18 protein-coding genes are annotated in these 18,007 nt (G+C 40.0%); 11 read left to right on the top strand and 7 right to left on the bottom strand.

Annotation, left to right across the window (positions count from 1 at the left end; all coding sequences use genetic code 11):
• Nucleotides 1-64: 64 nt before the first annotated feature.
• Together LBYS_RS16545 and LBYS_RS16550 are read right to left on the bottom strand one after the other, a co-directional pair.
• Nucleotides 65-1,771, bottom strand: a complete 1,707-nt coding sequence (locus LBYS_RS16545; protein WP_013409989.1) for a GMC family oxidoreductase — start codon at nucleotides 1,769-1,771, stop codon at nucleotides 65-67.
• 14 nt (nucleotides 1,772-1,785) lie between these two features.
• A complete protein-coding gene (locus LBYS_RS16550; protein WP_013409990.1) occupies nucleotides 1,786-2,415 on the bottom strand; it encodes a gluconate 2-dehydrogenase subunit 3 family protein in 630 nt (209 codons plus the stop codon).
• A gap of 568 nt (nucleotides 2,416-2,983) precedes the next feature.
• Here LBYS_RS16550 and LBYS_RS16560 point away from each other — a divergent pair.
• Nucleotides 2,984-3,187, top strand: coding sequence for a hypothetical protein (locus tag LBYS_RS16560; protein ID WP_041823847.1), 204 nt, complete (start codon nucleotides 2,984-2,986; stop codon nucleotides 3,185-3,187).
• A 178-nt stretch (nucleotides 3,188-3,365) separates the two neighbouring features.
• Here LBYS_RS16560 and LBYS_RS16565 read toward each other — a convergent pair whose 3' ends face one another.
• On the bottom strand, nucleotides 3,366-3,716 hold the full coding sequence (locus tag LBYS_RS16565; RefSeq protein WP_013409991.1) for an arsenate reductase family protein: 351 nt from the start codon (nucleotides 3,714-3,716) through the stop codon (nucleotides 3,366-3,368).
• 20 nt (nucleotides 3,717-3,736) lie between these two features.
• On the opposite strand from LBYS_RS16565, the gene LBYS_RS16570 reads away from it, so the two are divergent.
• From LBYS_RS16570 to LBYS_RS16580, 3 genes are read left to right on the top strand one after another with little or no spacing between them, the layout of a single operon-like run.
• Nucleotides 3,737-4,870 carry a thioredoxin family protein gene (locus LBYS_RS16570; RefSeq protein ID WP_013409992.1) on the top strand — a complete coding sequence of 378 codons (1,134 nt, stop codon included), beginning with the start codon at nucleotides 3,737-3,739 and terminating at the stop codon, nucleotides 4,868-4,870.
• A gap of 59 nt (nucleotides 4,871-4,929) precedes the next feature.
• The gene (locus LBYS_RS16575) at nucleotides 4,930-6,162 is read left to right on the top strand and encodes a thioredoxin family protein (RefSeq protein ID WP_013409993.1); all 1,233 of its coding nucleotides are present in this window, start codon (nucleotides 4,930-4,932) and stop codon (nucleotides 6,160-6,162) included.
• A complete protein-coding gene (locus tag LBYS_RS16580; RefSeq protein ID WP_013409994.1) occupies nucleotides 6,155-7,339 on the top strand; it encodes a thioredoxin family protein in 1,185 nt (394 codons plus the stop codon). Before LBYS_RS16575 ends, LBYS_RS16580 begins: the two co-directional genes overlap by 8 nt.
• On the opposite strand, the gene LBYS_RS16585 is transcribed toward LBYS_RS16580, so the two are convergent.
• Together LBYS_RS16585 and LBYS_RS16590 are read right to left on the bottom strand one after the other, a co-directional pair.
• Nucleotides 7,328-8,164 (bottom strand): CvfB family protein, encoded by an 837-nt coding sequence (locus tag LBYS_RS16585; RefSeq protein WP_013409995.1) that lies wholly within the window; start codon nucleotides 8,162-8,164, stop codon nucleotides 7,328-7,330. The two genes, LBYS_RS16580 and LBYS_RS16585, sit on opposite strands and share 12 nt — an antisense overlap.
• A 32-nt stretch (nucleotides 8,165-8,196) precedes the next feature.
• Complete coding sequence (locus LBYS_RS16590) at nucleotides 8,197-8,835, bottom strand: peroxiredoxin (protein WP_013409996.1); 639 nt, start codon at nucleotides 8,833-8,835, stop codon at nucleotides 8,197-8,199.
• A gap of 135 nt (nucleotides 8,836-8,970) precedes the next feature.
• On the opposite strand from LBYS_RS16590, the gene LBYS_RS16595 reads away from it, so the two are divergent.
• From LBYS_RS16595 to LBYS_RS16615, 5 genes are read left to right on the top strand one after another with little or no spacing between them, the layout of a single operon-like run.
• Entirely contained in the window at nucleotides 8,971-9,597 is a 627-nt protein-coding gene (locus LBYS_RS16595; protein WP_013409997.1) for an ABC transporter ATP-binding protein, read from the top strand.
• Nucleotide 9,598: 1 nt separating this feature from the next.
• Nucleotides 9,599-10,768 carry an ABC transporter permease gene (locus tag LBYS_RS16600; RefSeq protein WP_013409998.1) on the top strand — a complete coding sequence of 390 codons (1,170 nt, stop codon included), beginning with the start codon at nucleotides 9,599-9,601 and terminating at the stop codon, nucleotides 10,766-10,768.
• Nucleotides 10,761-11,198, top strand: coding sequence for a hypothetical protein (locus tag LBYS_RS16605; RefSeq protein WP_013409999.1), 438 nt, complete (start codon nucleotides 10,761-10,763; stop codon nucleotides 11,196-11,198). Before LBYS_RS16600 ends, LBYS_RS16605 begins: the two co-directional genes overlap by 8 nt.
• 22 nt (nucleotides 11,199-11,220) lie before the next feature.
• Nucleotides 11,221-11,754 (top strand): hypothetical protein, encoded by a 534-nt coding sequence (locus tag LBYS_RS16610; protein ID WP_013410000.1) that lies wholly within the window; start codon nucleotides 11,221-11,223, stop codon nucleotides 11,752-11,754.
• A 53-nt stretch (nucleotides 11,755-11,807) separates the two neighbouring features.
• Nucleotides 11,808-12,143 (top strand): LytR/AlgR family response regulator transcription factor, encoded by a 336-nt coding sequence (locus tag LBYS_RS16615; RefSeq protein WP_041823855.1) that lies wholly within the window; start codon nucleotides 11,808-11,810, stop codon nucleotides 12,141-12,143.
• Between the two features lie 36 nt (nucleotides 12,144-12,179).
• Here the strand turns inward: LBYS_RS16615 and LBYS_RS16620 are convergent, their stop codons facing one another.
• Nucleotides 12,180-13,463 (bottom strand): citrate synthase, encoded by a 1,284-nt coding sequence (locus LBYS_RS16620; protein WP_013410001.1) that lies wholly within the window; start codon nucleotides 13,461-13,463, stop codon nucleotides 12,180-12,182.
• A 446-nt stretch (nucleotides 13,464-13,909) separates the two neighbouring features.
• Between LBYS_RS16620 and LBYS_RS16630 the strand changes: the two genes are divergently transcribed.
• Both LBYS_RS16630 and LBYS_RS16635 read left to right on the top strand, forming a co-directional pair.
• Nucleotides 13,910-15,454, top strand: a complete 1,545-nt coding sequence (locus LBYS_RS16630; protein WP_013410002.1) for a helicase HerA-like domain-containing protein — start codon at nucleotides 13,910-13,912, stop codon at nucleotides 15,452-15,454.
• Nucleotide 15,455: 1 nt separating this feature from the next.
• Entirely contained in the window at nucleotides 15,456-15,983 is a 528-nt protein-coding gene (locus tag LBYS_RS16635; protein WP_013410003.1) for a uridine kinase family protein, read from the top strand.
• On the opposite strand, the gene LBYS_RS16640 is transcribed toward LBYS_RS16635, so the two are convergent.
• The gene (locus tag LBYS_RS16640; protein ID WP_013410004.1) at nucleotides 15,942-17,759 is read right to left on the bottom strand and encodes a M1 family metallopeptidase; all 1,818 of its coding nucleotides are present in this window, start codon (nucleotides 17,757-17,759) and stop codon (nucleotides 15,942-15,944) included. The genes LBYS_RS16635 and LBYS_RS16640 overlap by 42 nt on opposite strands.
• Nucleotides 17,760-18,007 lie beyond the last annotated feature (248 nt).

The following is an 18,007-nucleotide window of genomic DNA, read 5'->3' on the forward strand; positions in this document are numbered from 1 at the left end:
GAAAAGATAGGACAGAAAGGGGAGAAAAAAGTAGGGGCGTTTTGCAAACGCCCCTAAATACTTATTATAAATTTTGTTTTTTCAACTCATTCACGGCAAAATCTGCTGCTCTTGCAGTAAGTGCCATATAAGTTAAAGATGGGTTCACACAGGAAGATGAGGTCATACAAGCACCGTCAGTCACGAACACATTTTCTGCACCCCATACCTGGTTGTTGCCATTTAGTACGGAGGTCTTAGGATCTCTACCCATGCGAGCTGTACCCATTTCGTGGATACCTATACCCGGAGCATACTCCTTGTTTTGATAAGTGTTTACGTTCTTTAATCCGGCAGCTTCTAGCATGTTTCCGGCTTCTGCTTGCATAGCTTCTCTCATTTTCCATTCGTTTTCTCTCCAAGCTGCATCAAAGTTGATGATAGGAAGACCCCATTGATCTTTGTTGCTTGATAGAGTGAAACGGTTTCTTTCATCAGGTAAGGTTTCACCGAAACCACCGATGTTGAAGCCCCATCCGCCTAATTGGCTATAAGTAGCTTTCAATTCTACACCGATTAGGTCTCCGGCACCTTTATTTCCGCGGCTAGCTCCACCTTGGTATCCGAATCCGCGTAGGAAGTCGCGTTTATCTGATCCCCAGTTGGCAAAACGTGGGATATAAATACCGTTCGGACGTTTACCGTAGTAATACATATCCTCAAAACCTTCCCATTTTCCGGAAGCACCTACTCCTAAGTGGTGGTCCATAATGTTTCTGCCCAGTTGGTCAGATGCATTACCTAGTCCGTTAGGATGTGTTTTGGATTTTGACTGCATCAAGATCCAAGCTGAACCTATAGCTCCCGCATTTAAGAAGATGATTTTAGCGTAATACTCTTCAACTTTTTTCGTGTTTCTGTCAATAGCTCTTACCCCTACTGCTTTTTTCTTCTCATCGTCAAAGATCACTTCATAAACGATCTTGTCGTTGATTAGAGTAAGGTTATTAGTCTTCATTGCCGCTGGCAGAGTAGCTGCTTGTGTACTGAAGTATGCGCCATAAGGACATCCCTTAATACACTTGTTGCGATATTGACAAGCTGTTCTACCCAGTTCTTTTTGTTCTTCAGTTGGGTTAGTCAAATGCGCTACACGACCTACAGTCAAATATCTTCCAGGGAATTTAGATTCAAGACGTTTTCTGACCTCTCGCTCTACGCAGTTCAATTCCATGGCAGGTTGGAATACGCTATCAGGTAGTACATCCAATCCTCTCTTTTCTCCTGAGATACCTGCAAATTTCTCTACATAGGCATACCATGGTTCAAGGTCTTTGTAGCGAATTGGCCAATCTACGCCAACGCCCTCTTCCGCGTTTGCAGTGAAGTCTCTTTCGTTCCAACGGTAAGATTGACGTCCCCAGTGCAGAGATTTTCCGCCTGTATGGTAGGCTCTCATCCAGTCGAAACGCTGCGTTTCTTCATACGGATCTTCGCTATCTTTTACAAAGAGATCCTTTGTAGCTTCTGTGATGGTATATCCTGTACGGATACCCGCCCAATAATCCTTTTTCATTTGAAGGGTAAGACGGTTGCGGTGAGGAAAATCAAAGTTCTCCTTCATAGCAGTATCATATCCTTCTATATGTTTTAATTCACGTCCTCTTTCGATCATGAGGACCTTTAGGCCTTTTTCACTAAGTTCTTTGGCTGCCCAACCTCCCGAAATACCTGATCCCACTACAATGGCATCATAGGTAACGGATTCTTTTCCTTTTCCTTGAATGTTCATGTTTCGAAACGGGTTTATGAATATGCTCTTTGATCTGGTGTTACTTTGATACAAGGATCAAATCTTCCTGGTACAGGGGTATATTCAAACTCTTGAGTAATACCTGGCTCAGATGAATAATATCCGAAGATGGTTAGATCTCTAACCAATGTGTAGAATGGAATTAGAGGTTCCTTCTTCGTTAATTCTTCTTTCTCTTTGCCCGTTTCTGAATCAATAATCTTCACTTTCTCAGCTTCTGCTTCTTTTTCCGCAGCAGCTTTGTCACGCATAGTGTACAGTACTTTCAGCTTGTCAGCTTCTTGTAGAGACACAAAGCTGCCTCCCAATTTTTTCGCTTCTGCTTCCAGATCTGTCAGTCCGGCAGTAAAATGCTTCTGCTGCTCTTCAGTGTAACAATCTTTCAGAAGGATTTCTATCACTTCTGGCACTCCTGCTTCTTTCGCTCCCGGGGTGTCAGTTTTAGGGATTATTATTTCCGCTATTTCCGCTAGTAGAGAACGTTGATCAGCGTCTAAGGTAAATCCAGAGGCGGCTGAATCGGAGGGCGACTTACAACTGTTGAGAATGGCAGCTAAACTAGGTGCGGTGATGGCCCCACCTACTAAGAGAGCTACTCTCTGTAAGGCTAATCTTCTTTTCACGTAGTATAATAAATGTTATGGTTGTCAAAAAACAGGTCTAAATGTAAAGAATTAATCCATGAATTCTGAGTATTGTTAATGGAAAATATATAGAATTATTCTTATATGGAATATGTATAAATAAGGGAAAGAGTTAGTTATAAGTAGAATAAATTTTATTTAATATATCTGGTGTTCAGGTTAATATTTTATAGGTTTGGTTAAATTAAATGATGGATTATCTTATTTTGAGCTTTAATTATGGAAAAGCGAAAGGCTCAATTACTCGTAGTTTTCTTAGTCGTTAAACTACTCTTTCAGTTCCTACATAGGGATGTATAATGCATCTCAATTTTGCTGATCATTTGGCCTGGGGCTATTTTTCAGTTCCTCCCTTTATCGGAAGTGTAGCGTATTGCCTTAAACTTCTAGGTAATGATCCCTTTTGGGTTCATTTGTTTCCTGCTTTGGTGTTCATCTCACAGTCCACTAAGGATTATTTGACTATAGATTCAGCAGAAATAATAGTAGCCAAAGGGACAAGTGGAAAGATGCTACAGAACATCCCATACCACAGGATTTCGCTGATATGCTTGGGTGGCAAGGATTAGCAGAGAAGACTGATCGTGTACTTGGAGAGATGCCATCATCCACATTAGTTTTCTGCGACAATTACGGTCAAGCAGGTGCTAATAACTTCTTTACCAGAGGAAGGGTAAAAGCTCAAGGGTTTGATGGAGATTACGGGGCATGGTTAGATAGAGTAACTCCTTACAGGCACCTGGTCCTTTAAAAACTGAGAAGAAGAGTACAAGGCAACTTTACCGTTATTTGAGCATGGAGAGCTAAGGGATTCCGTATCGAATCCCATAGCTAAGGAATATAGAACCACTATTTACGTTTATAAGAATGCGCGGGTTTCTATTAATGATATCATAGAAAAGGAGCAAAAAGAAGAGGTTTACCGGGGATTACTTGAGAAATAACTCATCGTATTCTTCCTTTTTGAAACCTATTCGCTTGTTGTTGCCGTTTTCAAGTATAGGCCTTTTGATCATAGATGGAGTGGCCTGAAGGATTTTGATGGCAGATTCCGGTGTTTCAACTAAGGATTTATCCTCCAAAGCTCTGTATGTGGAGCTGGATTTGTTAACTACCTTGTTAAAACCAAAGGTTTCAAACCATTCTTTTAGTTTTTCTGGTGAAATTCCATCCGTCTTAAAATTATGAAAGATATAAGGCACCTGATTGTCCTTTAAATAGGTGATCGCTTTTTTGACGGTGTCGCAATTGGGAATGCCGTAAATTTTAACTGTATCCATAAAAATATAACTTCAAAATAGTGAAATTAGTTCTTAGGTTTTGTTTCGTTTTATTACCCTTTTTGGGGAATGCTCAAGGGATCAAATGGGAGAAAAGTCTCCATGCTGCCTTTGCAAAAGCTAAAGCAGAGAATAAGGTTCTTTTTGTCGAGTTTTACTCGCCCACCTGTCCACATTGTAAGAAATTGGCGCCCATTCTGAATGACCCCACTGTAGCAGGTCTGTACAATGGGAATTTTGTCAATTACGCCTTAGATGTGGACTCAGAGGAAGGGAGGAATTTCGCTAAAAAAGCTAATTTAGAGGTATATGGGATTCCTTATTTTCTCTTTTTTAGAGGAGATGGAACCCTGATTCATTCCAGAGAAGTATCTGCAGAAGTAGCTTCTGTTTTGCAACCCGGAAAGATGGTTCTTGAACGTACTTATACGGCGGAATTTTACCCGAAGAGGTTCGCATCAGGAGAACGTTCAGAGAACTTCTTAAGCCATTATGCTATCTTTAGTAGGGTTAAGAAAGATTCCATGACAAATTTTAAGTTGGTTGATGCACTTTGGTCGATATATCCCGTGGAGAAGAGGGAGGCTAGTTGGAATCTATTTAAGAAGATAAGCACAGATACGGAAAATGGATTCGCAAGATTTTGGATACAAAATCATAAAAAAAGTAATGATACTCCGGAGAATGTAAAGGCTCAGTTCACCCGCTTATTGCACGGCACCCTCTTTGGTCCTAGAAAATTTGAGAATTGGGATCAGTTGGCTGCAGAATACGGTCCAATTGTAGGGCAAAAGGAAGTCGATGCACTATTATGGGAGAAGCGTACGGAAATTGCCTGGAAAAAGGGTGAGGATCACAAAGCTTTACAGATAGCTCAAAACGTTTCTAAACAATTTGATGCTGGAGGTTTATTATATTTATGTAGAGTTTTTAATCAAAAGGGCAAGAATGCTGAAGCCGTGCAACAATGGTTGAAAAAAGTAGCTGCTAGTCCCACTTATAATAAGGTGGAATATTTTTACCAAAATGCTCTTTTGGAAAAGAATAGAGGCAATAAGGATCAAGCTAAGGTTTGGGTACAGAAAGCCTTAACTTCTGCAAAAGCTACAAAGGCAAGCACGATTGAATTGGAGCGATTTTTGAAAGAATTATGATATCTCAGTAACACAATTTCCATTTTAACTGTTAAATATTTAATAGACCTATAAAAAACATGAGAATTGCCTATTTGCTCTTATTTCTAACATTTGCTGCCTGTAAAAAAGAGAATAAAACTTCAGAGGATTCCGGTGTGGTGGATACCAAAACGGTAACTTGGACTTCTGATATTTCTGAAGCTTTAGCGAAGGCCAAAGCTACGGGTAAGTTGGTATTTGTGGAGTGTTACTCTCCCACTTGTCCCATTTGCCAGTCGATTGAGCCTTATTTTAGTACTTCAGAAGTGGCCACTAAGTACAACTCTGAGTTTGTCAATTATAAATTAGATGTGGGGGTAGCAGAACAAGTGAAGTTCTTAAACGATCATAATATATGGTTACCTAGCTTCCCTCAGTTCTTATTCTTTGACGGGGATGGTAATTTGGTTCATCAGGCTGAGGTTACCCCATCTACCGCATCACTCGTAGCAGCAGCTGATGAGGCATTGTCTACGGATAAAAGAGCTAGCTTATATAAATCACGCTTTGATGCTGGAGAAAGAGATTTTGATTTCCTAGTTAAATATGGTGTGTATACCCGTTTGGTGAAAGATACCTTAGAGAATCTGAAGGTGGGAGAGGCTTTGTTTGCCACATTTGATCAGAATGAGTTGGGCTCTGAAACCAGTTGGGCTGTCACCAAAAAAGTAGTGACGAGTGTAGATAATGGCTTCTTTAAGTATTGGATTGATCAAATGCCAAAAGCCGCAGCTTATGAAAAGGCTCAGGGTCATGATGGACAAGAGTTGAACACTTTAGGTGGCATTGTTCAGGCCTCCATTTTTAGAGACGGTAGAAAGTACAGCACTCAGAAAATAGCAGTGGTGAAGGACTATATAAGGAAAGTAGGAGGTGGAGACTATGCAGATACCTATGTATGGGAACAGGAAACCTTGGCTAATCTTCGTGAAGGAAAACCTCAAGTGGCTTTGAATATAGGTAAGAGTATGGCTGCGAAATTTTCGAACAATGGTCCATCATTGGTCTATATAGCCAAAGTTTTCAATGATAACTTCCCAAATAATTCTTATCTGCCTGTGGCAAAAGAATGGTTAAGTGCAGCATCGAATTTGGTAGGAGAGCCGGCTCAACAAGCCGAATGGCATTTTGAGTGGGCAAGAGTTCATCAAAAGGAAGGTGATTTGAAGAACGCTTCAGAAAGGGCCAAGCAAGCGCAAAAAATGGCAGAGACAGCAGGTTTAGATCTTAAGAAATTCAAAAATTTAGTAAATACTTTACGTAATGTATAGAGTTCTATTCTGCCTATTGTGGTTAAGCACAGGGGTTTTTGGCCAACAAGGAATTCAGTGGGAGAAGGATTTGTCAGATGCACTTGCCAAAGGAAAATCTACAGGTAAATTAGTATTTGTGGAGGCATATTTACCTACCTGTCCGGCATGTAAGGCTATGGATCCCCAGTTTCAAAATGCTGATGTGGCTAAGTTTTATAATCAAAACTTCATCAATTATAAGATGAATCTAAGTATTGAAGGTGCTAGAGGATTCTTAGATGAACGGAAGATAGAGATTCCTAGTTTCCCGCAGTTTCTTTTTTTCAATGGAGAGGGGGAGTTAGTGCATCAAGGTGAAACTGTTCCTACTCCAGCAGGGGTGCTTTCTATTGGTAGGGAAGCCAAGGATCCTTCTTTGTGGAGTTCCAATTTTGTTAAGCAGTTTGAGCTGGGAAATAGAGATTTTGACTTCTTGATTAAATATGGAAACTATGCACGTGTATCCAGAGACATGGCTGCATCCAAGAAGATTACAGAAGCTATTTGGGCGAATTTTAATAGGGAGGAAATAGGGTCTAATGTAAGTTGGCAAATCACCAAGAAAGTGGTCAATGATACCGACAATGAATTCTTTAGATATTGGATAGATCATATGCCGGAGGCGGCGGCCTTAGAGAAAGCAGAAGGACATGAAGGGCAGGAGGGGCAGGTTCTAGGTAGGATTTTGCAACAGACCATTTTTTCACCCGAAAGTAAGATGTTTCCTATTGAAAAGGTGAATCAATTAGAGCAATACATGGGGAAGGTAGGAGCCGGAATGTATGCAGATGCTTTTCTTTGGGAGCATAGAGTCAGAGCTTACCTAAGAGACGGTATGAAATCTACCGCTTTACAGGAAGGAGAGAAGGCGGTGGAGTTGTATAAGCAAAATGGTGCTGCCATGTTATATGTGGTTCAAGTATTTACTTCTCATGTACCGGAATTTGTGCCCTTGACCTTGACATGGTTGCAGAGAGCGTATCCCATGTTGAAGGAGAACAATTACCTCGCAGAATACTTTTACCAAATGAGTGTGGTGAGTAGAAAAAGAGGTAATGTAGAAGAATCAAAGCAATTTGCTGAACAGGCTTTAGAGAAGGCGAGATTGGCTGAATTGCAATTGGATAAATTTATTATCCAAGCTTCACAAGACTAAGGAGATTCCGTCTTCATCCAGACGGATTTTCCCTTCTTTATAAAGGCCACCTATGGCTTTTTTGAAAGCCTTTTTGCTCATATTAAGGTGTTCCTGAATATCTATAGGGTCAGAATGATCTGTCAGCCCTAGTTTTCCTCCATTCTGGCTTAGTTTGTCTAAGATAATTTGGGTGTTTTCATCTCTTGCTTGTAGGAAACCTAATGGCTGCAAAGACACGTCAATCTTGCCGTCTTCTCTAATATTCTTGATATACGCGGTAGTTTGATCACCCCAGGCTAATCTTCTGAAGATTTCGTTTTCGTAGATAAGTCCTTTGTATTTGTTATCGATGATGACATTGTATCCAAGGTCCGTTTTCTCATATACTAATACCTCTACTTTTTGTTGAGGTTCCAGGTCTGAGATCTGGTCGTTTTGGAAGAACTTATTGATTTTGGCAGAAGCTACTAGTCGGTCAGTCTCCTCATCAAGATATAAGAACACGGGTACCCATTGACCGGTTTGCAACTTATGGTTTTGCTCCTTAAAAGGGACGAAGAGATCTTTTTCTAGTCCCCAATCCAGGAATGCTCCAATGGAGGAGGTGGCTACTACTTCTAGGATAGCAAATTGGTTAAGTTGGATGGCAGGTTGAAGGGTAGTGGCTATTATTCTGTCTTCAGAGTCTCTGTACACAAAGACATTTATTTCTTGTCCCATTTCGATCTCTTCAGGGACATATTTATGTGGAAGTAGGACGTCATTCCCTTCATTATCTCCTAAGTAGATGCCCACACTAGTAGCTCTCAGAACGGTTAAGACATTGTATTTTCCTACTTCCATATTAATTTTTTTCCAAAGGTACGGAAAAAGACTTAGTCCTTGTCCGGTTGTGGAGTATATCGTAGATAAGGCTTAACGATTTTTACTCCTTTAGGGAATTTTTGAATAGCATCTTCTGTAGAAACGGCAGGTACTATGATGGTATCATCTCCTTGTTGCCAATCTGCGGGAGTTGCTACGGAATAATTAGCTGTCAATTGCAGAGAATCTACAACTCTTAAGATTTCCTGGAAGTTTCTACCTGTGGAGGCGGGATAGGTCAACGTTAATTTGATTTTCTTATCCGGTCCGATAATAAATACTGAGCGTACTGTGGCTTTTTCCGATGCGTTCGGGTGGATCATATCGTATAATTGTGCCACGTTTCTGTCTTCGTCAGCGATGATTGGGAAGTTGAATTGTACTTGGTTTACCTCTTCAATATCCGGAATCCAACGATTGTGAGAATCCAAGTCATCTACTGAAACTGCAATTACTTTTACTCCTCTTTTTTCAAATTCTCCTTTTAGCAGGGCTGTTTTACCTAACTCCGTAGTACATACCGGGGTAAAATCTGCCGGGTGAGAAAATAGCAATCCCCAGGAATCGCCAAGCCATTCATGGAAATGAATCTGGCCTTGAGTAGTATTGGCCGTAAAGTCCGGTGCAATATCTCCAAGTCTAAGTGACATACGATTAAAAATTTTAGGTTAACAATTAGACTACAAATTTAGTAGACTATTGCAAAGTACGGGATTTTTTTTGAGTTATTCGGGGTTAAGTGTAAAATATTTACGATTTTTACTATTAAATACTTTTAGGTGTAGATGTTAAATACTCATTCTCTGCGCTTCCAGTATCCGGGAAGTACAGATTTTCATTTTCCTGACCTCAGGTGTGCTGCAGGAGAGACTTTGCTGATCTTAGGAAATTCCGGTTCCGGAAAAACGACTCTCCTTAATTTAATGGCATTATTGCTTTCTCCATCATCCGGGGAGGTCAATATTGATGGCGTAAATACTGGTACTTTGGCTCCGAGTGAATTGCCCACGTTTAGAGCAAGGCATATTGGCTTGGTCTTCCAGAAGCCATATTTCGTGCATTCTTTGAATGTGGAAGAGAATCTTTTGATGTCTAATTATTTTGCCGGGAAACCTCAGGATAAGGCAAGGGTAAAACATTTGGCAGATCACTTAGGATTTGCACACGTTTTGAAAAAGAGGGTGACGGAGCTTAGTGGAGGTGAGCAGCAGAGAGTAGGTATTGCTCGAGCCTTAATGAATGAAGCGAAGGTGATTTTAGCTGATGAGCCTACTTCCGCTTTAGATGATCTGAACTGTGAAAGGGTAGCTAACTTACTAGAGGTGCAAGCTAAGGAAAGTGGTGCAGCTTTGATCGTAGTTACCCATGATCAGCGTCTAAAAAATAGATTCCCTAACCAAATCTCACTCTAAGATGTTACTGAAGATTGTTGGAAAGAATATAGTAGACAAAAAACTCAATAGCACATTAGCTGTGCTTCTAATGGCCTTTGGTATTGGGATTATTTCCTTGTTGATTACTGTTGGCAAGCAATTGGAAAGCAAATTCGCTAAGAATATTTCAGGAATAGATATGGTGGTGGGAGCCAAAGGTAGTCCGCTGCAACTGATCTTGTCAGGGGTGTACCAGATAGATTCTCCTACAGGGAATATCTCCTTACAGGAATTGAGCTTGTTGAGGACGAATCCCTTGGTGAAAGAGGTTATTCCGCTCTCTATGGGTGATAATTTTAAAGGATACCGCATAGTGGGGGCAGATCCAAAGTATCTGGATCATTTCAAGGCTGAATATGCTGAAGGTGCCGGTTTCAAAGGGTCTCTGGAAGTGGTGGTGGGCCATACGGTAGCTCGAAATCTGGGACTCAAAGTAGGTGATGAGTTTCATAGTGCGCACGGTTTTGAAGAGGAGGGAGACCATCATGACCATGAACATTACAAGGTGGTAGGTATTTTGAAGCCTAATGGGTCCGTGCTGGATAATTTATTGATCTCTGATTTGGCTTCCGTTTGGCAGGTACATGGGGAACATGAAGGGATGGATCCGGAGGTGACTTGTGCATTAGTAAAGTTCAGATCTCCTATGGGGCTTATGACCTTGCCTAGAATGATCAATCAAAATACGAAAATGCAAGCAGCATTGCCAGCTATAGAAGTGAATCGTCTGTTTGAGTTGATGGGTATAGGTATGGATGCGCTTAAAGCATTAGCTGCTGCTATAATGATTATATCTGGCATAAGTGTTTTTATTACCCTATATAACGCACTTAAAGAAAGGAAATATGAATTAGCTCTGATGCTATCCATGGGCGGGACTAGGGTGAAATTATTCCTGATGCTATTATTGGAAGGTGTTATCCTTTCCTTTGCAGGCTATGTTTTGGGTATTCTTATGAGCAGAATAGGCCTGGCACTGGCATCTGGTGCATTAGAGCAAAACTACAATTATACGCTTGATATTCAATTCTTGCAAAAAGAGGAAATTTATTTACTTTTTGTTGCGTTATGCATAGGTATACTGGCTGCATTAATTCCATCTTTAGGCATATACAAAATCAATATCTCAAAAACTCTAGCAAATGAATAAGAAGTTAATTCTAGCCCTTTTTATTATTCCGGCATTCGTATTTGCCTTCAATCCAATCAAGATCACTTGGGAGCAATTAAGTGATGTTACCTTTAAGAAAAAGTGGAGTTCTACTGAAAATATGTTCCTTTTGGAGCCACAGTTTGGTCCGAAAGTGACGGCTCTTAAAGGTAAAGAAGTGGCTCTTACCGGCTATATGATACCGGTTGATGTGGATGCAAATTACTATGTGCTCTCATCAAATCCTTTTGCCTCTTGTTTCTTCTGTGGTGGCGCAGGTCCTGAGTCTGTGGTTTCCATCAAATTCAAGAAGGTAAATAAGCGTTTTAATACAGATGACAGGGTTACCATCAAAGGCGTATTGCGTCTAAATGTAGATGACATTAATGATCTGAACTACATTTTAGAGGGAGCAGAAGTAATAGGATAATGTATTAACCAACTTTTAATATATGAAAAAGAAGATTTTATTGTGGGTGGCCTTATTGATGAGCAGCAGTGCTTTCGCGCAGAACTATAACAATTGGGCTATAGGAGTAAAGGTAGGAGAGCCTGTAGGTTTGAATATTCGTAAGTATTTTGATTCGGGAAGGAAGAACTTTGATGTGAACTTTGGTACTTATGGATTTCTTTGGGGGGCAACTCGTTCTCACAATAATAAGCCTTATTATAAGAGCCAAACAGGCTTAATGGTACAAGGGGTTTTCCATTGGAATAACCAAATAGGATCTGCAGAAAGGTTCCAGATCTATTACGGTTTTGGTGGTCAAATCAACTCTAGAAAACGCGTACCCCCGGTATCTAATAACGTGCCTGAAAGACATATCTCTTTAGGTGGAGTGGCAGATGCAGGTATGGAATACAGTTTACCTAATAATAACCTGAGCATTTTTGCGGAATTAGGTATTTATGCGGAGATAGCTCCGAAACCTCTTTTTATTCACGTTCCGGGTAGTATAGGAGTTAGATTAAATTTAATCAACTAATTCCAACCCTTTTTGGGGGCTTTGAGTCTATAGGATAGTTAAAGCCCCCAACTATGGAAAAGATATTACTTGTAGGAAAGACCAGCGTTTCAGCAGAATCCGTAGTGTACATGAAAGCGGATTCCAATTATTCAGATGTTTATTTGGAAGATGGACAAATCTTAACCTTGTCCAAAACCTTAAAAGAATTAGAGAGTATGTTTGAACCCTATGGATTCTTCCGTACTCATAAGTCCTTTTTGATCAATCCTAAACACGTGGTTTCTTCTTCAGTTTATGAGCCTAAACCAAATGTACGTTTAAGCAATAACCACTGTGTAGATATAAGTAGGAGACGAAAAAACGACTTTTTACAAGTTCGTAGAAAAATAAAAGCGGGTCAAATTTGACCCGCTTTTTATGTTGAATTATTCTCTAAAATCGATTTATCTTTGGTCGATATCAACGTAATGTTTCTTAGTAGGACCAGTGTAGATCTGACGCGGACGACCGATAGCCTGTCCTGATTTTCTTAGCTCTAACCATTGTGCAATCCATCCCGGTAGACGACCAATAGCAAACATTACAGTAAACATGTTTGTAGGTATTCCTAAAGCACGGTAAATAATACCGGAATAGAAGTCTACGTTTGGATATAATTTACGAGATACAAAGTATTCGTCTTTCAAAGCTGCTTCTTCAAGGCCTTTTGCGATCTCAAGTACAGGGTCATTTACGCCTAATTTGGCTAAAACATCATCTGCTGCCTTTTTAATGATCTTAGCTCTAGGGTCAAAGTTTTTATAAACTCTGTGGCCAAAGCCCATTAAACGGAAAGTAGAATTTTTGTCCTTAGCCATGGCAATGTACTTCGCAACATCACCACCATCTTCTTTGATGGCTTCTAGCATTTCAATGACCTCTTGGTTAGCACCTCCGTGCAAAGGCCCCCAAAGAGCAGAAATACCAGCTGATATGCTAGCGTAAATGTTTGCTTTAGATGAACCTACTAATCTTACTGTGGAAGTAGAGCAGTTTTGTTCATGGTCAGCATGAAGGATCAAAAGTTTGTTCAAAGCACTGGATACAATAGGATCTACCTCGTAGTTTTCTACTGGTAGAGCAAACATCATATGCAAGAAGTTTGAACAGTAATCCAAATGATTTTTTGGATAGTTAATAGGGTGTCCTTGCGACTTTTTGTAACACCAAGTAGCGATGGTAGGGATCTTCGCTAATAATCTGCGAATGTGAACCTCTGTAAAGTCTCCTTTGTGCTTTTTGTCATTGTCCGGATAGAAGCTAGACATAGCTCCCACTAAGGATGACATAACGCCCATAGGGTGAGCGTTTACAGGAAAACCATCAAAGATCTTACGCATGTCTTCATTTACCAAAGAACGAGTGGTTACCTCGTGCTTGAAAACTTCGTATTGCTCTTTAGTAGGTAATTCACCGTATATTAAAAGGTAAGCTACTTCAAGGAATTCAGCTTTTTCAGCCAGTTCTTCGATAGGGTATCCCCTGTAATGCAATATTCCTTCCTCACCATCCAGATAAGTTATTCCACTTGTAGTAGAACCGGTGTTTTTGAAACCCTCATCTATTGTGATGTACCCTGTTTTGGATCTTAATGTAGAAATATCGATCGCCTTCTCGTTTTCAGTGCCCTCCACCACCGGGAACTCATACTCTTGTCCCTCGATGATTATCTTAACAGTTTCTTGCATTATTCGAATAGGTCTGGTTTGCCCAGGTTTTTAATAATATTGTTGCTAAAATACTAAAAAAAGTACTAAAACCCAAAGAAAAATTTAAAATGTCAGTCCATCAGAGCTTTAAGGAGGTTTAATTCCTCAAAACCCTAAACAAAATTGATTTGAATTAAAGAATTTAGCTTCTTTTAGATAAGCTAAATATTGAAATAATACAATTGTATACATTCTATAATTTCTTGGGATAGGAGGACAATTTAGGTTAAAATATGAGAAGGTCAAGGTAAGTGCATAGGTTTTTTTTGAAAATATTCTTAGCATATTCTGGTGTTTTGAACGCAAATTCCCAACTTTCAGTAACTTAGACTCTTGCTTAATAGATTAGTCTAGTTAACCTAGGGTGGAAATATTTTAATTTTCCGTCAATTATCTCGATCTTGCGAATAGAAACCATATTTATTATGTCCAATATAGATCTGTTTAAGGAAGTCCTTTCGAAAGGCTATACCCACAAAGGGGAGTCCATTGTTTTAGGGGCTGCTAAGCTGGACGGCGAAGTAGTACCGGGGACTCAGGTGAGAATACCCTTAAAAACCATGAACCGCCACGGTCTGATAGCAGGAGCTACAGGTACCGGAAAAACAAAGACTTTGCAAGGTTTAGCCGAAGGCCTATCCAAAGCCAGCGTACCTGTACTTTTAATGGATATCAAAGGTGACCTAAGCGGCTTGGCGAAGCCGGGAACCGCTGAATCATTCATTCTGGAAAGAAGTGATGCTGCAGGAGTATCCTACACACCACAAGGTTTTCCGGTAGAATTTCTAAGTTTAAGTGAGGAGAAAGGTGCCCGACTGAGAGCTACGGTTTCTGAATTTGGACCTATACTTTTATCAAAGATCTTAGGATTAAATGATACTCAAGAAGGCATTGTATCGGTAATATTTAAATATTGTGACGATAATCAATTGCCCCTACTGGATCTTAAAGACTTTATTCGTGTAATCCAGTTTGTAAGTAATGAAGGCAAAGCTTCCTTTGAAGGTAGTTATGGCAAGATGTCCACTACCTCTCTAGGAACTATCATGAGGAAAGTGATAGAGCTTCAACATCAAGGTGCTGATTTGTTCTTTGGAGAAAGATCTTTTGATGTTGATGATTTGATGAGAATAGATAATCAAGGTAAAGGCATGATTTCTATCTTAAGGGTGATAGACCTCATGGATAGACCTAAATTATTCTCCACCTTTATGCTGAGCTTACTGGCAGAGTTATACGCTACTCTACCGGAGGCAGGTGATGAAGACCGACCTAAACTCGTTATTTTTATTGATGAAGCTCACCTCGTATTCCAAGAGGCCTCAAAGGCATTGCTACAGCAAATAGAAACGGTGATTAAGTTGATACGTTCCAAAGGTGTAGGGATTTACTTTTGTACGCAAAACCCTCAGGACGTACCAGCATCTGTACTTAGTCAATTAGGACTTAAAGTTCAGCACGCCCTGAGAGCATTTACTGCGAATGATAGAAAGACGATCAAAGAGGCCGCGCAAAACTATCCCGAAACTCAATTCTATAAGACGGAAGAAGTGTTAACTCAGATGGGTACTGGGGAAGCTTTAGTGACATGTTTGAATGAAAAAGGTATTCCCACTCCTCTTGCCGTAACTTATGTTATGCCACCGGAAAGTAGGATGGATGTATTAACGGATTCAGAGATTGATAAGGTAATCAATAAGTCCTTTATTATAAAGAAATATAATGAAGTTATAGATAGAGAAAGTGCCTATGAGATCCTAAATGCAAAGATGGCTTCTGCTCCACAAGAAGAAGCTGCACCGGCAAAGCGGGGCAAAGAAGAAAAGGGTACCTTAGAAACTTTTCTAACTAGCTCAGCCGGTAAACAAATGGCTAGAACCGCTGCGAATCTAATTACAAGAACATTACTTGGCGCGATAGGGTTTAGTGGTACTACTACTAAGAAGAAAAAATCTACCAGTTGGTTCTAATATGCTTATCGGAATTGGTGGTGTAAGTCGCTCAGGAAAATCTACTCTCGCTTCGGAATTGTGTAATCTGTTCCGGGGCGAGGGGAAAACCTGCATGGTCATTAGTCAGGATGATTTTGTAAAACCCATTTCAGAAATTCCCAAGATAGATTCAGAAGTGGACTGGGAGCACCCTTCCGGTTTTAGACACGAGACTTTGCTTAAAGCGATTGACTTTCTACGTCCACAGTTTGATATATTGATAGTAGATGGGATTTTAGCCTTTTACCATTCGGAGCTGAAGGAGAAATATACTGCTAAACTCTTTGTAGAGATCTCCAAAGAAGAATTTATGGTCAGAAAGTCCATGGATCATAGGTGGGGATATGTTCCACTGTGGTATTATGAACATATCTGGAAGAGTTTTGAGAATTATGGGATCCCGGATTTTTCCAAAGATTCCTATTTAAAAGTAGCAGGCAACAAGCCCTATGATATGAAATCTATTCTAAACTACTGCGAAGAGGCTCTGAACCCAAAACATAAATAAGCCTGCATATCTCGCAATGACATTTTTAGGGGCTTCTACGGATAGACTATTGTTCAAAAGGTTAAGATCCAATTGATTTACCCTCTCCAGATCAATATTTACGGAAACTACTTCTTTTTTAAATTCAAATTTACGAGGTACACCATCCCAGGTAAAACTTTTACTGCTCCCGTCTTTGAACTGCACTTTCACCTGCACGGGGAGGAGCATATCATATTTATTATCTAGCTCCACTATACTTTTTCCTTTAACAGTACTGATGTCCTTTACATAATAATCGCATACCTTGGCTTCTAAAATGGTTTGTTTGAAGAAGTCTTCTAATTCCGGTTTCCCACTTACTTTAATGGCAGTATTGAAGAAATCTTCCGGGCGGGGATGCTTGAACTTGAATTCTTCAAAATAGGTTTTTAGAATTTTATCCATCACATCCGTACCTAACCATCTTTCCATAGTTCTCAGTACAGTTGCGGGTTTAGTATAGCTGAAGACAGAATAGGTGCCTTTAGGGTATTTCCAGGCATCCATTCTTATAGGTGCTATAGCCGGATTGGGCATACTCACGTAGCTTGTTCTAGAGATTTCAGCATCTGTGACATGAAATCCAAAGAGGCTAACTATAGCGCCAGGCGGATAAGCAGCTTCTAATATTCTAGCTTCGAAATATTGAGTAAATCCCTCATCCATCCAAGAGTTTTCAAATTCATTACTGGCCAAAATGCCTTGGAAATATTGATGGACGAACTCGTGTATAGTTACTAGTTCAGGGAATTTCATCCATTTTCCTAATCCCCATACAGTACCGCAGGTTATTAAGGTGGGGTATTCCATTCCACCGGAACCTGATCCGGTGTAAGAAGGATCCACCATAGTTAGGGTGGAATGAGGATATTTGCCTACCCTCTCTTCCATAAAATCTATGGCTTTTTTTACTGATTCCAGGTAGCGGTTGGCCTGATATTTATTCTCTTTTTGCATCAGTGCCGTTAAGGAAATGCCTTTATATTCTTCTTTAACCGCTATGTAATTTGGTGATGCGGTCCAAGCGAAATCATGCACATTTTGAGCTCTGAAAATCCACAGTTTTCTCTCGTTTTTTAGAGCTTTCTCATCAATAAGTTCGCCTGTAGCGCCTATAAGAAACTCCTTAGGGGCATTGATTTTTACATTATATGTGCCAAAGTCAGCATAAAATTCAGTATTAGCATGGAATTGGTGGCAGTTCCACTCTCCATTCTCTTCGAGTACCCCAATTTTAGGAAACCATTGTCCTACAAAAAAATAGTTACCCTCTGACCATCCTGTTCTAGCGAAAATCTTGGGAAGTTTCGCTTCAAATTCTAGTTCTATCTTGAGACTTTGGCCTGGTAGTACAGGTTGACCAAGGGGATATGAGATGACGGTATGGTCTTTTTCGTTGAAATTGTCAGGTTGTATGAATTTCCCCTTTCCTATTCCTTTGCCTGAAATCTTGAGTATGTTTATGTGTCCAAAGTTTTCTGAATTTGTGGGATCCAATTTGTCGTTACGCAACCTTCCTCCGGATTCTTTCATAAAAGAGGACTCTAGGTCTTTGAAGGCATTCAAGTACAAGTGGAACTGTAATTCAGAAGCGGGATGAGAAGTGGTATTCGTCCAATGGAGAATTTGTGTGCCCTTAAGCTTTTTTGATTTGGGCTCTAGGCTGACTTCAATATCATAATTTGCCACTTGGGCAAAGCTATTTACGGTTAGGAAGAGTAGGGCAAAAAAACGAACTAACGTACTTTTGGGCATTTACATTTCTTTTTGAAAATCCTTTTAAAGATACCGTTTTTTTTCTTCTTTTTAGCCATTACTGTAAAATGAGATTCCTTCATTAAGTCAGTTGAAGGTGCTTCAGGAGAAGCTATTAGGAGGGTTAAAGCAAGTACTAATTTCATCTTTCCACGTCTTTCTGTATCTAGACAACGAGTATATTTCTAAAAAAGTGCCTTTAGGTTTTGGACAAAATACAGGTAATCTTCTTAAGGTTGACATAAGAA

This window comes from Leadbetterella byssophila DSM 17132 (assembly GCF_000166395.1).
Lineage (GTDB): Bacteria > Bacteroidota > Bacteroidia > Cytophagales > Spirosomataceae > Leadbetterella > Leadbetterella byssophila.

Coding starts and splice junctions, on each gene's coding strand:
- LBYS_RS16610 (WP_013410000.1), top strand. CDS start 11,221: ATGAAAAAGAAGATTTTATTGTGGGTGGCCTTATTGATGAGCAGCAGT.
- LBYS_RS16615 (WP_041823855.1), top strand. CDS start 11,808: ATGGAAAAGATATTACTTGTAGGAAAGACCAGCGTTTCAGCAGAATCC.
- LBYS_RS16595 (WP_013409997.1), top strand. CDS start 8,971: ATGTTAAATACTCATTCTCTGCGCTTCCAGTATCCGGGAAGTACAGAT.
- LBYS_RS16580 (WP_013409994.1), top strand. CDS start 6,155: ATGTATAGAGTTCTATTCTGCCTATTGTGGTTAAGCACAGGGGTTTTT.
- LBYS_RS16630 (WP_013410002.1), top strand. CDS start 13,910: ATGTCCAATATAGATCTGTTTAAGGAAGTCCTTTCGAAAGGCTATACC.
- LBYS_RS16600 (WP_013409998.1), top strand. CDS start 9,599: ATGTTACTGAAGATTGTTGGAAAGAATATAGTAGACAAAAAACTCAAT.
- LBYS_RS16575 (WP_013409993.1), top strand. CDS start 4,930: ATGAGAATTGCCTATTTGCTCTTATTTCTAACATTTGCTGCCTGTAAA.
- LBYS_RS16640 (WP_013410004.1), bottom strand. CDS start 17,759: ATGCCCAAAAGTACGTTAGTTCGTTTTTTTGCCCTACTCTTCCTAACC.
- LBYS_RS16620 (WP_013410001.1), bottom strand. CDS start 13,463: ATGCAAGAAACTGTTAAGATAATCATCGAGGGACAAGAGTATGAGTTC.
- LBYS_RS16635 (WP_013410003.1), top strand. CDS start 15,456: ATGCTTATCGGAATTGGTGGTGTAAGTCGCTCAGGAAAATCTACTCTC.
- LBYS_RS16590 (WP_013409996.1), bottom strand. CDS start 8,835: ATGTCACTTAGACTTGGAGATATTGCACCGGACTTTACGGCCAATACT.
- LBYS_RS16585 (WP_013409995.1), bottom strand. CDS start 8,164: ATGGAAGTAGGAAAATACAATGTCTTAACCGTTCTGAGAGCTACTAGT.
- LBYS_RS16605 (WP_013409999.1), top strand. CDS start 10,761: ATGAATAAGAAGTTAATTCTAGCCCTTTTTATTATTCCGGCATTCGTA.
- LBYS_RS16545 (WP_013409989.1), bottom strand. CDS start 1,771: ATGAACATTCAAGGAAAAGGAAAAGAATCCGTTACCTATGATGCCATT.
- LBYS_RS16565 (WP_013409991.1), bottom strand. CDS start 3,716: ATGGATACAGTTAAAATTTACGGCATTCCCAATTGCGACACCGTCAAA.
- LBYS_RS16560 (WP_041823847.1), top strand. CDS start 2,984: ATGCTTGGGTGGCAAGGATTAGCAGAGAAGACTGATCGTGTACTTGGA.